The 15,874-nt window shown below is 49.8% G+C and carries 10 protein-coding genes; 6 read left to right on the forward strand and 4 right to left on the reverse strand.

Features of this window, described 5'->3' with window-relative positions:
* The first annotated feature begins 40 nt into the window (after nt 1-40).
* Nucleotides 41-1,519 carry an ankyrin repeat domain-containing protein gene (locus ACO6V1_RS02295; RefSeq protein WP_422446012.1) on the forward strand — a complete coding sequence of 493 codons (1,479 nt, stop codon included), beginning with the start codon at nt 41-43 and terminating at the stop codon, nt 1,517-1,519.
* Nucleotides 1,520-1,643: 124 nt separating this feature from the next.
* Here ACO6V1_RS02295 and ACO6V1_RS02300 read toward each other — a convergent pair whose 3' ends face one another.
* From ACO6V1_RS02300 to ACO6V1_RS02310, 3 genes are all read right to left on the reverse strand, one after another.
* Nucleotides 1,644-4,040, reverse strand: coding sequence for a hypothetical protein (locus ACO6V1_RS02300; RefSeq protein WP_422446010.1), 2,397 nt, complete (start codon nt 4,038-4,040; stop codon nt 1,644-1,646).
* Between the two features lie 158 nt (nt 4,041-4,198).
* Nucleotides 4,199-5,533, reverse strand: a complete 1,335-nt coding sequence (locus ACO6V1_RS02305) for an RNA ligase (ATP) (protein WP_422465631.1) — start codon at nt 5,531-5,533, stop codon at nt 4,199-4,201.
* Between the two features lie 110 nt (nt 5,534-5,643).
* A complete protein-coding gene (locus ACO6V1_RS02310; RefSeq protein WP_422465633.1) occupies nt 5,644-6,756 on the reverse strand; it encodes a DUF3080 family protein in 1,113 nt (370 codons plus the stop codon).
* Between the two features lie 90 nt (nt 6,757-6,846).
* Here ACO6V1_RS02310 and pdxB point away from each other — a divergent pair, with 90 nt between their 5' ends.
* On the forward strand, nt 6,847-8,007 hold the full coding sequence (gene pdxB / locus ACO6V1_RS02315; protein WP_422446004.1) for a 4-phosphoerythronate dehydrogenase PdxB: 1,161 nt from the start codon (nt 6,847-6,849) through the stop codon (nt 8,005-8,007).
* 184 nt (nt 8,008-8,191) lie between these two features.
* Here the strand turns inward: pdxB and ACO6V1_RS02320 are convergent, their stop codons facing one another.
* The gene (locus ACO6V1_RS02320) at nt 8,192-8,557 is read right to left on the reverse strand and encodes a YacL family protein (protein ID WP_422460722.1); all 366 of its coding nucleotides are present in this window, start codon (nt 8,555-8,557) and stop codon (nt 8,192-8,194) included.
* A 431-nt stretch (nt 8,558-8,988) separates the two neighbouring features.
* On the opposite strand from ACO6V1_RS02320, the gene nirB reads away from it, so the two are divergent.
* Genes nirB through ACO6V1_RS02340 form a run of 4 tightly spaced genes read left to right on the forward strand, consistent with a single transcriptional unit; the run spans nt 8,989 to nt 15,864 of the window.
* Complete coding sequence (gene nirB, locus ACO6V1_RS02325; RefSeq protein WP_422446000.1) at nt 8,989-11,526, forward strand: nitrite reductase large subunit NirB; 2,538 nt, start codon at nt 8,989-8,991, stop codon at nt 11,524-11,526.
* Nucleotides 11,526-11,882: a nitrite reductase small subunit NirD gene (gene nirD, locus ACO6V1_RS02330; RefSeq protein WP_422445998.1), complete on the forward strand. Its 357-nt coding sequence runs from the start codon at nt 11,526-11,528 to the stop codon at nt 11,880-11,882. Before nirB ends, nirD begins: the two co-directional genes overlap by 1 nt.
* A complete protein-coding gene (locus ACO6V1_RS02335) occupies nt 11,882-13,138 on the forward strand; it encodes an NAD(P)/FAD-dependent oxidoreductase (RefSeq protein WP_422460724.1) in 1,257 nt (418 codons plus the stop codon). Before nirD ends, ACO6V1_RS02335 begins: the two co-directional genes overlap by 1 nt.
* 23 nt (nt 13,139-13,161) lie before the next feature.
* Nucleotides 13,162-15,864 (forward strand): molybdopterin-dependent oxidoreductase, encoded by a 2,703-nt coding sequence (locus ACO6V1_RS02340; RefSeq protein WP_422460726.1) that lies wholly within the window; start codon nt 13,162-13,164, stop codon nt 15,862-15,864.
* Nucleotides 15,865-15,874: the final 10 nt, after the last annotated feature.

The raw sequence follows: 15,874 nt of genomic DNA on the forward strand, positions 1-15,874 counted from the left end.
AAATGAATAACTAAAATAATTAACAAGTAAGGATAAACTGATGCTTCCAACCATAAAAGTAAATGTAACCGTAGAAATTGCGTATCCTTCAGCCTCTGGTTTGAAAAATGGATTGAAACTGAATCAACCCGATCACACGGGTTATTTCCCGGGACGTGGAAAAACCAGCGTTGGCAGCTGGGGTAAAAAACTGCCAGTTATGGGAAAGTGTCCCTCTTGTGATTATTCAGGGGGGGTTAAACTTGCTGATCGAACCACGGCTGAAAAAAGAAATATGACCTCCCTGCTCACAAATGTGATGCAGCAGACAAGTCCAGGAAAAGAAACGATCAGTAATAAAGTGCTGCTGAAAAGGATATTGCTCGCAGGAGATCCCTGCTCAGAAATTCAACTCAACACAAGTCTCGGTTTCTGGCAGAACTTCAAGCAGAATGGATTGGTAAAAAAAGCAGTGAGTGATTTCTTCAAAAATTCAACCCATGATTGTTTTCCTGATGGCTCAGTTTGCGGTTCACTGCTACAAGCCGAACGGCTGCTGGATACGTTTGTCAAAACGAAATCTGCTCGAAGGTTGTATAGAAAAGCCGTTGCGAATAATCTGGTGTGCCTTGAAAGTCTTTTGAGAAAGGCGGGTGTTGATATCAATTATCAAAGCCTTAAAAGTGGTAACACACCAATAATGGCCGCAGCCCGGGCAAAACACTGGGAAATGGTTAGTTTATTGCTCGATAAAGAAACCTGCGTGGATACACACAACAAATCTGATTATCATTTATTGGAAATAATTTTTTGTGCCAGGGATAAGAAAAAGATTACCGATAAGCAGCAATATGAACTTACTTTACAAGTGCTTAAGCGTCAGCCTAATGCCAGGATTAAGGTTGCACAAGGCAAGGAGGAAATGCTACTTGCCCTTTATGCCTTTAAATATGCAATCTCGGAAAAGAATTGGCTATTATGCGATGCTTTACTGGAAAAAAACGAATGTCTGGTCACCGAATTACAACAAGAACCGATAAGATCCAAGATTATCATGGATGTAGTGACGGGCTATTATGATCGGCCAATAACAACGAAGTATCTGGCTAATTTGACAAATAGTAAAGGGCAGCCATTGTTAAATCTCAACTGTAAGACAGCTCGTGGCGAAACGCTCCTGATGCTGGCATTAAAAAAAGGCAAAACCCAAACTGTGTTATCCCTTCTTAAGACCCCGGGTGCTTTGCAAAATATTAATGATACCGTCTATTTTCAATCAAAAAATCCTAATTGGTGGTCAGCATATACTTATGCTCATTACTACAGTAACTACTATCAAAACGGCTTTCTCCTCGATGAGCTAGAGCGTCGTGGAGCATTGCCGAGACGTGCTGATTTTTTGAAAAAAAGACCATCAGATAATAACCATGGTCATTCCTACAGTTTCGGTGCCTTTGTCCTTGATGATGGTGATTGTGATGGCGGTGGCGGCGGCGGTGGCAGCTGTGATGGCGGTGGCGGTGGCGATGGAGGTTGTTAGTTTTTTTTCGATAAAACTGTGATGATACTCAGGTTATTTTGAACTGGTGATTTAGACCGTGAGTCATAAAAACTCAGGTGCCAGATCTTTTACGGAGAGAGACCTGACGCCTGATTTCATTTGGTTAACTACTCAGGCTGGTATCACTTGCGCCTACTAATTCAGACAACTCCAGGCCTGTATCAGGGTTTGCGGTGGAAAAACGCTGGCTTATGGTTTCTTTGATCCGGGTAAGCGGGTAGATGGCCAACGCTTTACCTTTTAACCCTTGCCAGTAGCCCTGGTACCACTGGTACAGGGCATAAAGGGTCACACCACCGGCAATCATCCCCCCTGCCACAATGCCGCTGGTCAGGGCTGTTGGAAATTCAACGTCAACTTCCTCGCTGTTATTATGAAGGGCTGAAGCCGTGCTGTTGACGATCCCGTTACCGGCCGCAGCAGATAGTGACGACCCATTTTGCCGGGAGGGTATTTCTGTTGACGACAAGTGTTTAATGGTGGCTGGTATCCGGTCACTGGTGGCCACACTTGAGCTGTCGGCTCTTTCGGTTGCGGGGCAACTGGCATTATCGCAGGCAAGATTTACCGTAGTGCTGATACCATCAGCAAAACTGGTTAACTCAGTATTGCAGGCAACTGTGCCGGAAAAGTTGCGATGAGGATCACCAGCTGCTAAGCCGGCGCGATACCCTTTGATGACACTGCCGCAGACCCGGGTATCGCTGATACTGCCAAAGTTATCCTGGCGACCGGCAGCAACACCGACCGCTGCACTTCCTGTATAACGGTTCGTGTCTTTTTCCCAGGCAAATAGTCCACAGTCAACGGCGGTTGTTTGGTGTACTGTGGTGTCAGCATCGTTAAACGCCGCAGCAATTGCAACGGAACTTTTGTCCGTTTCAGCATCGATTATCGTCTCTCTGGCAGTTGTGTTATGAATGCTACAGCCTTCGGCAACAGCCGCAGCAACGGCCGCATGGCCTCCCGCCGAATCTTCTCGAAAGCTGCTCTGGGACAACTCCAGATCAGAGTCGATGTCCAGGGTATGTTTGATGGTGCTATTGTGACAATCTGCGGTAACGATACCAACATGTGCCGGTAAGAAAGAGTTAACGGTTGCCTGCAGGTGGTTGTCGCGGGTGGTAGTATCCAGAATTGTGCAATGACGGGCATCAGCAACCACCATTGCGATGCGTCCATCAATTATTATGGAATGATAATGAATTTTGTTTTGATTGTGGGCCTGCGTATCTTCAATACGGGCAAAATCGGCCCTGCCGGCAACACCACCGATATTGGCCGCGAAAATGCCCGGAGAGCTTTCAATGCGGTTATGAATCAACGTTGAGTTTTTAACGACCACATTGTTATGTTCGTTACCAACTATTTTCCCTGCGATCAGGCCGATGTTGATATTGGTCTCGGCCCGGGACCTGTTCAAGGTACGTCTGCCGCTGCCAATTCCTGAGAGGAATACCTTGCAGTTTTCAACCTGGTTGCTGTCGATGGTGGCTCTATCCAGTGCTTGCCCGGCCAGCATGCCGACGTCAATCCCACTGCCCTGAATAGCAATGTTGACGTTGTTGATCTGGTTGTCCCTGAGTACGGCGCTGTCGTTCATCTTGCCTGCCAGCATCCCCAGCTGTCTGTGTTGTTGTACCCAGGGTTTTACAGCTGTAACCCTGATCTTTGAATTTTCTACGACGATGTTTTCCTGCCTTGAGCCCCCTGACATGGTACAGGCAACCAGTGCTGCACTGCCTGTGTCGTTAGTCCCGGGCAGTCCTGCACGGTCAATATGGCCATTAGTAATTGTGAGATTGCGGACTGTTCCATTGCCCTCCAGGCTGTTAAACAGGCAGCCCTTCAGGTTGCTGATGGTATTGCCGTTACCGTTGTACTCACCGGTGAAGTGCGGGATAGGCGAGTGGTTGCCAGCATCAATATCAGTGGTCTGTGCGTAGGTACCATTGGCTGGACAACAGGGATCCTTTCCGACTTTGGCCAGGACTGCGGCTCCATCAACAGGAATCGGTTTGCCCCTGCTGCCCGTGGGGGCGGTTGAGGCTGCCGTGGTGGGTGCTGAACTTGTGTCAGGACTGCTGGCCCGCTTTGTTGGTTTGTTACTGCCAGTGGTGTTGACTGTGGCCGAACCATGAGTGCTGGCAGGATTGCTCCCCTCTGAAGAAGCCCCGTCACAACCGGGCAGGCTGGCCAGCGCCATACAGGCCATGACGAGTTGATTAATGGTATTCAGATAGCTATTGGCCGGTATGGTTTTCTGGACCAGGCGCAGGGCCAGCTCTCTGGGTTGAATATTCAGTTGTATCCATGGGGTATCCGGCTGATCAGACCCTTGATGGGGGTCAAAGCCCGGATGGATGGATTTAGCTATCGACTTACTGATATTCCAGTAGCGTGACCAGCCAGAAGCCTGCTCCGGGTCGATGTTGCTATCAGTGCCAGCCGAATCAGACGTTGGCGTCAGGGTTATGCAGGAAGTGAGTATAGGGGGCATTGCAGGGATTCCGGGTTGAAAAGATTCTGATTACACATGTAGATAAAAATGAGAATAATTGTTTTTTATTTTTGTAATTCCGGGATTGTTCAGCGTTCTTGCCGCTGATGTCCCGGGACTGCTGTAGAGCAGAAACGGGAAATCAGTGAAATGATGTATTAATGTACTGCTTTGACGGTGTTGTCTTTTAACAGATAATTGTTGGAAATCACTTTAAAAGAGACTCTTTCCTCCGGATCATTGCCGTCGAATACATAGACCAGACCTTCTCGTTTTTTCTGATTGTTTAACTTTGATTTTCCGTTAGCATCCACCAATACCTTATCAATAGTTGCAGCCAGCTCCTTGTTATTGGACACAACAGGGCAGATGGGTAAACCTATTTCCTGGCATATTTTTTCCATTTCTGCCTTTTTTATATATGACTGTTTGTCAATATCATAAATATTAAACACAAAAAGCTGGAGTTCCTCGAGTTCGTATGGATTAGCTTCTATTTTGTGACCGACGACTTCAGCCTGGATCGCTATATTTTTTCCCAGGCTCCTGAGCTTTGATTCAATGTCATTCTTACTGGCTACCTTACCCAGTGGGTGATCTCTATCTGTTTTCAGTTCGTAGTTCTTTGAGCAAATACCGAAATCGTTATTTCTCAAATAAAATGTTGAACTTGTTCCGTTCAGTTTCTCTGAGACATAGAATTTTTTATCTTTGAAGGAATCAAAAATAGAATGCAGGTTTTGTATTCTTTCTTCATCGCTCTTTGGAATAAAAAAGGGAAAGTAACCTTTGATAAAGTCACGGTCCGATAAGCTTCCCGGTCGCTCATATTTTTTAATATCGAGTTTTGCGGTTACATCATCCCCCACATTGACAGTTACATCTTTTCCCAATATTGAAAGAGGCAGAACCAGGCCTTGTGATAGCTGACCACGGAGTTTGATGGTTCTCAGGCGATAACCTTCACTGCCATCTGGTAAGACTATATGGGAGGATTTACTGAGAAACTCGAACTCATCCCTGACCGGCAAGACGCTGTCAATTTCGCAAAAAATAACCGATTGGCCTGGTTTAAATTCGGATTTTTCAACAACCACTTTCCAGCCATCGACCGTAGCAACTTCAATTTTATCAGCATTTTTAATAGGCTGTATTTCTGAAATGGTTCTAATGGTTGCTAACTTTCTTACATCATCAGGGATGCCCGTATTGGCCAATGGCTGGGGAGCGTCAGACTGACTTGCCGCAATCGAACGATCAGTGATAGACGTTGAATCTTTTGCAATGTCTTGTGCAAAACCCGGGGGCTCCGTGTTGAGCGGCGGCAATTGTGGTAAAAATTCACCTTTCTGACCAGAATCAGCTACGGTCTTGCCAGAAAAAGTCGAATTGTTTGCAGAAGCAGTGTTATCAATACTCGATTGCACGGAATCACTGCCGGAAACAGTAAAGTTTGCAGCACCTCTGCTGAGGCTATCGGAGGGCAAGGACACTGGCTAATACTCCTGATAATTAATTGATCGGGATTTGCGACATAATCTGACCATTTGTTTTAATAAAAGTTTCCTTTCCATGCCGTTGGGATCAATTTCAGACAGCTTTGCTAATTAATTTGTAACGCTGGTGCTTTGCCACATTGATCCAGAAATTCAGCCCAGATGGTCGTATGGTGCTTAATGCTCTGTTCCAGCTGATACCAGGGGCTGTGAATGTTTGACGCTTGCGTGATCAGGCTGAGATAGTGTTGAATGTCATCCCGGGGTGCAGCTGGCAAGAGGGAGAGCAGACGCTTGAAGTCATTCCGGATAATGGTTCCTTCCTGATCAACCCTGGCAAGATAGGGCTGAATCTTTTCCCGATAAAACAGTCGAAAGACATTGTGCAGCCTTTCTACTTCCGCAGGGTCAGCAGCGGGGCAAACAGGCCCTTTTTCCAGACGAAGCTGCAGTATATTGGCAGCATGGTTTAGGGTCTGACTTAACAGGGCAGCGGAGTAGATGAGTTCTCCCAGGTACCGGCTGGTGGTAACCTGTTGCAAGTGACGTTCCAGATCAGTGGCGGTATAGGGGGGCTCAAGTAATTGATCGGGCAGTAATCGGGTGAGGTAGTTAAGTGCTTCGCGGGTTCCCCGGAAACTCGCCTGATCGTCAATGGCGAGCAACCTGCCCTGACTGTGCAACTGTTTGCTGAATTCAGTATTGGCAAATACCAGGTTCCACTCAATGGCTGGAAACGTTGCCAGTTTTTCGCTGAGTATCTCTTGAAGTTTGGCAATGACTTCCCGGTTGTCATTGGTTTTTTGTAAAGAGCCGATGCATTGGGGAATCAATGATAACAGGGTTTTCTCATAGAAATAGTGTTGCGAGGGGAGCATCTGCTTGCCCAGGCTGCTGTTTCTGTAGGCCACAGCCTGACTGAGGGCAGGGCATTTGAGCAAATCCAGTGCTTCCAGAGCTTTTATACGGAGATCGGGTGCCGGATAAGCGCGCTGTCTTAACGGGGGCAGCGTGGGGATAGCGATCTCTGGTTCAGGGATATCGACACCGGTAACCCGGCTGAGTCGATGGGGGTATTCCTCAAGAAAATACTCAGGCGAGGAGTGGTCTGAGCATCCGGATAACATCAGGGCAAAGACAAATAACAGGGTTGGAAACCGGTCTACCGTTATCTTGATCACTGGACCCTCAGGCAGGGATGCTGTTTTTGAGGCTTTCATGTTGGTATAACATAGCCAGTTTATTATTTTTAGCTTTTTTTAAGGGTCAGCGCTGGCTGTTAATGACAACAATTTTATGAAACATCGTGTATGAAAATAGTGGCTGATGAAAATATTCCCTTGCTGATGGAGTGCTTTGGGGCGATGGGGGAGGTGGTTGCTCTGCCTGGCCGGAACATTTCACCGGAGGATGTGCAGGATGCGGATGCTTTGCTGGTTCGGTCCGTGACTAAAGTGAGTCGGCAGCTGGTGGAAAACAGTTCACTGAAGTTCGTCGGTACTGCCACAGCAGGTTTTGATCATATCGACCGGGAGTATCTGGCCAGCCGGGGAATTGCTTTCAGTCATGCGCCGGGTTGCAATGCCACGGCAGTGGTTGAATACGTTCTGGCGGCTTTGGATATTCTGGCAGAACGAGACGGTTTTGAACTGCGTGATCGAACAGTCGGCATTATCGGCAAGGGGCAGGTGGGTGGTCGTCTGTATCAGATGATGGAGCGGCTTGGGGTAGAAGTGTGTGCCTGCGACCCCTGGCTGGCATTGGCAGAAGGCAACAGTGGTCGCTATGTCAGTGTTGATCAACTGATTGCATGTTCGGATGTCATTTGTCTGCATACCCCGCTGATAATGGATGGCCCATATCCAACCCACTATCTGATCGGTGAGCAGCAACTCAAGGCAATGAAGCAGGGAACGGTGTTAATTAATGCAGGGCGGGGGCCTGTGATTGATAATGCCGCTTTAAAGCAGTGTCTGGGCGAGCGTGACGATCTGACCGTTGTGCTGGATGTCTGGGAGTATGAACCCGATGCTGACCCGGAATTGATGACTCGGGTCGATATTGCGACCCCCCATATTGCCGGATACAGCCTGGACGGAAAGATTCGCGGTACGGAAATGATTTACAAGGCACTGTGCCGGCACTTTGGGCTTCCTGCCAGGGTGCGTCTGCCTGCGATTACGCCATTGCCGGTACTGAAACAGATGAAGTTCAGTGAGGGAATGACCTTTTCAACCACCTGTTCCAGGGCGATCCGTTCTGTTTACGACATTCGTCGTGATGATGCCACGATGCGCAAGGGGCTGATAAGGGCTGAAGAATCTCAACGCAAGCTGACGTTTGATTTGCTGCGTAAGGATTACCCGGAACGTCGGGAGTTCAGTACACTGCGAGTGGAGTTGAAAGACTGTGCACCGGAATTAGTGCATATCTTTCAGGCATTGCAGTTCAGGATTGGTGATGAACTCTGAATGGAGTTCATTCTACTCTCCTAGGAGGCTGACCGAGAATAGCGCCCGTAGCGAGGATGGCAGAAAATTGAGGATAAAAAGTCGGAAATTTTTAGTAAATAGTGGTTCTATTTGCTAAAAAATTCCGACTTTTTAGACCAATTTGCTGCCACCGCAGTAGGGCAGTCTATTCTCGGTCAGCCTCCTAGATATTCAGAAAGTCCTGCCAGCAAACCAGGAGAGTTTTAAAGTCATCCAGGCCACAGTGGCTGATGGATTCATGGTCGTAATAGTCCAGGTCTTCCATCTCTTCACAGTCCATTTCGGTATCCAGCAGGGCGGCCCGAACTTCGGCGTGATCCCGGGTCAGATGAAGGCGATAATCTGTGCCATCATCAAAATATTCCCAGCGCTGTCCTTTCTCCAGACTTTCAACCACCAGTAACAGGTGCTCCAGTTGTTGCCTGTTACTGCCCAGCTCTTCGGTCAGCCAGATGCCCATGGCTTCATGGTCCATGGAGAACTGAGCTTCCGGACGACCGGAAAAGTTGCGCTGGAAATGATAGTCCATAGTGGTGTGATATCAGAGAAACCAATAAAAGCGGGAAAGCTATTTTAGAAGGCTGCGCAGGTTTGCCAATAAGTAGTTCAATCAAAATTAATCAATAATCAGGTTTCATCGACCTGAATTCTCTGAAACTTTAAAAGCCTCCTATGCGCCAGGTCAACTGGCAAGCGGGTGTGAGTACTGAAGCGTTCTTTTGCAGTGATGCCTCAAAGCAGTGTGATGCACCAGAATTATTCCCTGAATGTCGTTCACTTACATTTTTGGTCTTATTTTGGTGCATGGATTATCGATGGCCGGAAACCTGAAGGCATTTTGCCACCGGCAACAAGCTGCCGCTCCGGCAAATCCTGTTGTGACAGCGCTTTGCGTGTTTTGGCATATCCCCTGCATGTGGGGAGGAAGAATTTGGTTTATTAAAAGGGGAATTAGCCGAAATGAGCGGGAAACAAACCCTGGTAGTGGTCGGTAATGGCATGGTCGGTCACAGCTTTATGGAAAAACTGGTGGCTGCTGGTGGATTAGAGCAATACCAGGTGGTTGTTTTTGGTGAAGAGCCCCGCCCTGCATACGACCGTGTTCATCTGTCCGAATTTTTCAGTGGTCGCAGTGCAGAAGATCTGTCCATGGTGCCTGACGGTTTTTATCAGAAACACGGCATTGACTTGATTCTGGATGAAGCAGTTATTGCCATTAACCGTGATACCCGGGAATTAACCACCAATAAAGAGAGACGTATTCATTACCACAAACTGGTGCTGGCTACCGGTTCTTATCCTTTTGTGCCGCCGGTACCGGGACATGAGCGGGACAACTGTTTTGTCTATCGCACCATTGAGGATTTGCAGGCCATTGCCAAAGCGGCTGGCAGCAGCAAGGTTGGCACCGTGGTTGGTGGCGGGCTGTTGGGGCTGGAAGCCGCCAAAGCGTTAAAGGATCTTGGCCTTGAAACCCATGTTGTTGAGTTTGCGCCCCGCTTGATGGCGGTCCAGGTGGATGATGGCGGCGGTGCCATGCTGCGACAGAAAATTGAAGCGTTGGGTGTGCAAATCCATACCGGCAAGAATACACGGCTGATTACCGATGGTGAGGGGACTGTCCATCAAATGCAGTTTGCTGATGGTGAGGTTTTAAACACCGATATTGTGCTGTTCTCGGCGGGTATTCGCCCTCGGGATGAACTGGCAAAACAGGCCGGGCTGGTGAGGGGTGAACGAGGGGGGATCGTTATCAATAACGACTGTCTGACCTCGGATGAATCGATTTACGCCATCGGTGAGTGTGCATTGTGGGATAACCGGATATTTGGCCTGGTCGCTCCCGGTTACCAAATGGCCCAGGTGGCGGTTGATCATATAACCGGTAAAGACAGCAGCCAGTTTACCGGCGCAGATATGAGTACCAAGCTCAAATTGATGGGGGTGGATGTTGCCAGTATTGGTGATGCCCATGGCAATACGAAAGGCTCCCTCAGCTATCAGTTTATCGATGAGGAAAAACAGGTTTATAAAAAACTGGTGGTTTCCAAAACCAAAAAGCGGGTATTGGGCGCGGTGCTGGTGGGTGATGCAGACGACTATGGCACGTTACTGCAAATGATGTTGAATGGCATTGTGCCACCGGCCAATCCGGCTGAGTTGATTTTACCTCAAAGCGATGGCAGTGCCAGTGCCGGACTGGGTGTTGCGGCACTGCCGGAGACTGCCCAGATCTGTTCTTGCTTTAATGTCAGTAAGGGGGATCTGGTCGATGCAGTGGCCGCAGGTTGCCAGGACATTGCTGCACTCAAAGGGGCAACCAATGCTGGAACCGGCTGCGGTGGTTGTGCCCAGCTGGTAAAACAGGTGCTTGACCATGAACTGACGCAACTGGGAGTCGAAGTCAAAAAAGACATCTGTGAACACTTTCCCCATTCACGACAGGAGTTGTATCACCTGGTCAGGGTGGGTGAGTTGACAACGTTCTCTCAGGTGATCGAAAAGCATGGTCGCGGGATGGGCTGTGATATCTGCAAACCAACCATTGGTTCTATTCTGGCTTCCTGCTGGAACGATTACATTCTGAAGAGTGACCATGCCCCGCTGCAGGACACCAACGATTATTTTCTGGGGAATATCCAGAAAGACGGCACTTACTCCATTGTTCCACGGGTTCCCGGTGGTGAAATTACCCCTCAGAAGCTGATTGTTATTGGCGAGGTGGCCAGAGACTTTAACCTTTACACCAAAATCACCGGCGGGCAGAGAATTGATCTGTTTGGTGCCCGGGTGAATGAGTTGCCCGCTATCTGGCAGCGGTTGGTGGACGCCGGGTTTGAAACCGGACATGCCTATGGAAAATCCCTGAGAACAGTTAAATCCTGTGTCGGCAGTACCTGGTGTCGTTATGGTGTTCTGGACAGTACCAGTATGGCCATTGCCATTGAGCACCGTTATCGCGGGGTGCGTTCACCCCATAAAATCAAAATGGCTGTTTCGGGATGCACCCGGGAATGCGCTGAAGCCCAGAGTAAGGATGTTGGCGTTATTGCCACCGAGAAAGGCTGGAATCTTTATGTTGGTGGTAATGGCGGTATGAAACCCAGGCATGCTGACTTGTTTGCCACCGAACTCGATGATGAAACCCTGGTGAAATATATTGACCGTTTCATGATGTTTTATATTCGCACCGCTGACCGGCTCCAGAGAACCTCGGTCTGGCTGGATAATCTGGAAGGTGGTCTGGATTATCTCAAGTCAGTGATTATAGACGACAGCCTTGGCATTAATCAGGCGCTGGAAGATGAAATGACCCATCTGGTGGGCACCTATCAGTGTGAGTGGAAAACGACACTGGAGAGTCCTGAAAAACTCAAGCGTTTCAGCCATTTTATTAACAGTGACCAGCCGGACAGCCATGTTGTTTTTGTCGATGAAAGGCATCAGATACGACCAGCAACAAAGCAGGAAAAAATACAGCTGAAGGAGGTTATCTAATGAGCCAGTGGACGACAATCTGCCAGGATGAACAACTTTCTGCAAACCTGGGCATCTGCGCCCTGGTGGGTGCTTATCAGGTGGCGGTATTCCGGGTAAAGGATCAGGTGTTTGCCCTGGATAACTTTGATCCATTCAGTGGTGTCAATGTGATCTCCCGGGGCATTGTGGGGGATCTGCAGGGGCATCTTGTTGTGGCGTCGCCTATTTACAAACAGCACTTTGATTTAACCACCGGACAATGTCTGGAAGATGATACGGTCAGCCTCAATGTATTCCCGGTGCGAGTCCATGAAGGTGCCATACAGGTGCAGCCTGCACCGCTGGTAAGACCAGTTGCTGAGCAGGTTGCCTGATGTGCCATTATCAACAGCCGGATGGTCGGCAAAAACTGGTGATTATTGGCAATGGTATGGGCTCGGTCCGCTTTCTTGAACATCTATTTAACGGTGGTCAGTGCCCTTTTCATGTGACCGTACTCTCGGAAGAGGGCTGCCCGGGGTATAACCGGATTCAGCTGTCCAAATTGTTGGCGGGCAGTGTCGATCTGGATGGGATTCAGCTGAAAAGTGCCGCCTGGTATCAGCAGCAGGGTATCGAGCTACTGATGGGCGAGAGCTACAAAGCGATCCGGATTGATCGCTCATTAAAACGGGTCGTCACCCACGGTGGTGATACGTTTGACTATGACCGTCTTGTTCTTGCCACTGGCTCTTTGCCCAATCAGATTCCGGTGCCGGGAGCTGATCTTCAGGGCGTTCTGGCCTTTCGCAGTCTGGCCGATGTCAACCTGATGCTGGAAGCGGGTCAGGGGCAGGCCGTGGTGATTGGCGGTGGTTTGCTGGGGCTGGAGTGTGGCAGTGGTCTGGCCAAACGGGGCATGTCGGTGACCATCGTCGATAATATGCCCATTCCCATGGCCCGACAGCTGGATCAACATGCCGGTGGGCTATTGCGCAAAGAACTTGAGGGCAGAGGCATTGCTTTTCGCAGCAGTGCTACGCTGCAATCCTACCAGGGCGTTGATGGTCGGGTTTGTGGTGTGCAGATTGATGGGGAATATCTGCCTGCATCGCTGGTGGTGGTGACTGCCGGTGTCCGGCCTAACATACAACTGATGCAGGAGGCAGGCCTGACATGCGACCGTGGGGTTCTGGTCAATGAGCGGCTACAGACGTCTGATCCGGATATCTTTACTGTGGGTGAATGTGCGCAGATGCAACTGACTGGCGGGCAGGAAGCGCAGTCATTGTTGTTTGGTCTGGTTGCTCCGGTGTATCGGCATGCGGAAATTGTTGCTGCATCGCTGCTGGGGGACCATGATCAAACGTTTACGCCAGTCCCCATTCCCACCAATTTGAAAGTTGATGGTATCAACCTGTTTTCCAGTGGTGAGTTCATTCCGTCTGACTCGGATCAAGTGATGACACTGGATGCTTCAGACGCTGGAATCTATCGCAAACTGGTACTTCAGAATAATCGCATCAAAGGTGTGCTCCTGTATGGTGATGTAACTGATGGCCTTTGGTACCAGGAGTTGATGGAGTCAGGCACTGATATCTCATCCATCCGGCAACAACTTATTTTCGGGCAGCGTTTTCTGGCTGCATGACGGTTCTGATTCAGGCAAACATCATGGCAGTAAATCAATTGGCAAAGGCTATCAATACAACATGTGCCTACTGTGGTGTGGGTTGCGGTATTTCCGCCAGGGTGGTTGATCCTGAGCTGCACCTGGTGGAGATTACCGGGCGGGAAGATCATCCAGCCAATTATGGTCGGCTCTGTTCCAAGGGCAGCGCTCTGGGGGAAACGGTATCACTGGACGGGCGTCTTCTTTACCCAAAAGTTCATGGTCGTCAGGTAGTCTGGTCTGAAGCCCTGGATCAAGTGGCCTCACGGCTACAGGAAACCATTGAACAGTATGGGCCGGACTCTGTGGCCATTTATGGGTCGGGTCAGCTGCTGACAGAAGACTACTATGTCGCCAATAAACTGATGAAAGGGTTTATCGGCAGTGCCAATATGGATACCAACTCACGGCTCTGCATGGCTTCCACCGTGGCTGGCCAGAAGCGTGCATTTGGTTCGGATACCGTACCGAATACTTATCAGGATCTGGAGCTGGCTAATCTGCTGGTGCTGGTGGGCTCCAATACGGCCTGGTGTCACCCGGTGTTATTTCAGCGTATCCGGGCGATGAAAGAGCAGCGGCCGGACATGAAAGTGGTGGTGATTGACCCGAGACGCACAGAAACCTGTGATCTTGCTGATCTGCATCTGGCGATAAAACCGGGGGCGGATGTATTGCTGTTTAATGGTCTGCTTGCCTGGCTTGCCGATCAGGGTGCTTTGGATCAGGACTATATTGATCAACACTGTCAGGGCTTCGATCAGGCGCTGGAAGTGGCCAGGGCCAGTGTTGGTGATATACAACAGCTGGCGGATGCCTGTGGTGTAGAGCAAAACGAACTTATCCAGTTTTATCACTGGTTTTGTACCACCGATAAAACCGTGACGGCCTGGTCGCAAGGGGTGAACCAGTCAGCAGCCGGGACGGATAAAGTGAATGCCATGATCAACTGTCATCTGGCTACCGGTCGTATCGGTCGTCCCGGCAGTGGTCCATTGTCACTCACCGGGCAGCCCAATGCCATGGGTGGCAGGGAAGTGGGTGGGCTGGCCAATCAGCTGGCTGCGCACATGGAGTTTACGCCTGATGATATCGCCAGGGTCGGGCGTTTCTGGCAGGCAGCCAATATGGCGCAGTCTCCGGGCAAGACGGCGGTTGACCTGTTCAAGTCAATGGATCGGGGTGAAATACGTTTTGTCTGGATCATGGGGACTAACCCGGTTGTCAGTTTGCCGGAGAGTAACCGGGTGATAAAGGCTCTGACAAAGTGTCCGACAGTGGTCGTTTCAGACTGCATTGAGCACACGGATACGGCTGCATTTGCCGATATTTTATTGCCAGCAGCGCCCTGGAGTGAAAAGGATGGCACGGTGACCAACTCTGAGCGGCGAATTTCCAGACAGCGTGCGTTATTTCCCACGGCCGGAGAAGCCAGGCCGGACTGGTGGATGATCAGTGAAGTGGCAGGCCGTCTGGGGTTTGCCGAGGCGTTTAACTATTCCGGCAGTGCTGATATTTTCCGTGAGCATGCGGCACTGTCAGGCTATGAAAATAACCGGGAAGGAAAAGTCCGGGATTTTACCATTGCTCCCCTGGCCGATATCACTGACTCAGAATATGACGCTTTGGAACCGTTTCAATGGCCATTATCAGCGGTTCAGGGTGATGGTTCCGGGGCGCTGTCTGACACACAGCCGGTAATATCAACAACAGCAAGCAAGGCACGATTTTTTAAGGATGGCGGCTTCTTCACCGGGAATGGCCGGGCCAATTTTATTGCCACTGATGTTCTGCGCCCTCTGAATGCTCCCGGAAAGTCTTATCCACTGTTGCTGAATACCGGGCGGGTGCGTGATCACTGGCACACAATGACCCGAACCGGGCTTTCAGCCCGGTTGAATCAACATACCGATGAGCCGTTTCTGGCCATACATCCGAAAGATGCTGAAAGTTACCAGTTGCGTGATCAGGCGTTGTGTCAGATTTCATCGGAATTTGGCAAAGCGGCGGTGCGAGTGCAGGTTTCTGAAGCTCAACGGCCTGGTGAAGTGTTTATGCCCATGCACTGGACACGCCAGCACAGTGAGACGGGCTTTTCCGGGGTGCTGGTGAATCCGGTGCTTGATCCTGTGTCCAAACAGCCGGACCTGAAGTATACGCCGGTGGCTGTTGAACCTTACCACACTGAGCGGTATGGCGTACTTATTACTCGGGAGAGAGTAGCTTTTGGCGACATGGATTATATGACTGAGGTCCGTATTGAAAATGGCTATCGCTATGAAATGGCGGGTAGCAACCTGGATCAGTTATCACTGTTCTCAAGGCTCAAGAGCTATCAAAAGGTTGAGTTTACCGACAATACCGCTGGTGAGCGTCGGGTGGCCTGGTTTAGTGATGCACAGCTTCAGGCTATTTGGGTATCAAGTCAGGCGATATCTTCCTGTGATCGGCAGTGGTTACAGTCCTGGTTTTGTCAGACGGCCTCAATTGAGGAAGCCTGGTGGGTTCTGTCCGGCCAGCCTCCCCGGGGAGAAGACGCCGGCAGGCAGGTTTGTGCCTGCTTTGGGGTTGGTGAGAAGACCATCTGCCGGGCCATTGCTGAACATGGGTTGACCGACCCTGTGCAAGTGGGCAGTCATTTGCAGGCGGGAACCAACTGTGGGTCCTGTATTCCTGAAATCAGAGGATTAATCAAGAGAGGTTGACATTAGCCTT

It is taken from the genome of Endozoicomonas sp. ALC013, from assembly GCF_049310205.1.
Classification (GTDB): domain Bacteria; phylum Pseudomonadota; class Gammaproteobacteria; order Pseudomonadales; family Endozoicomonadaceae; genus Endozoicomonas.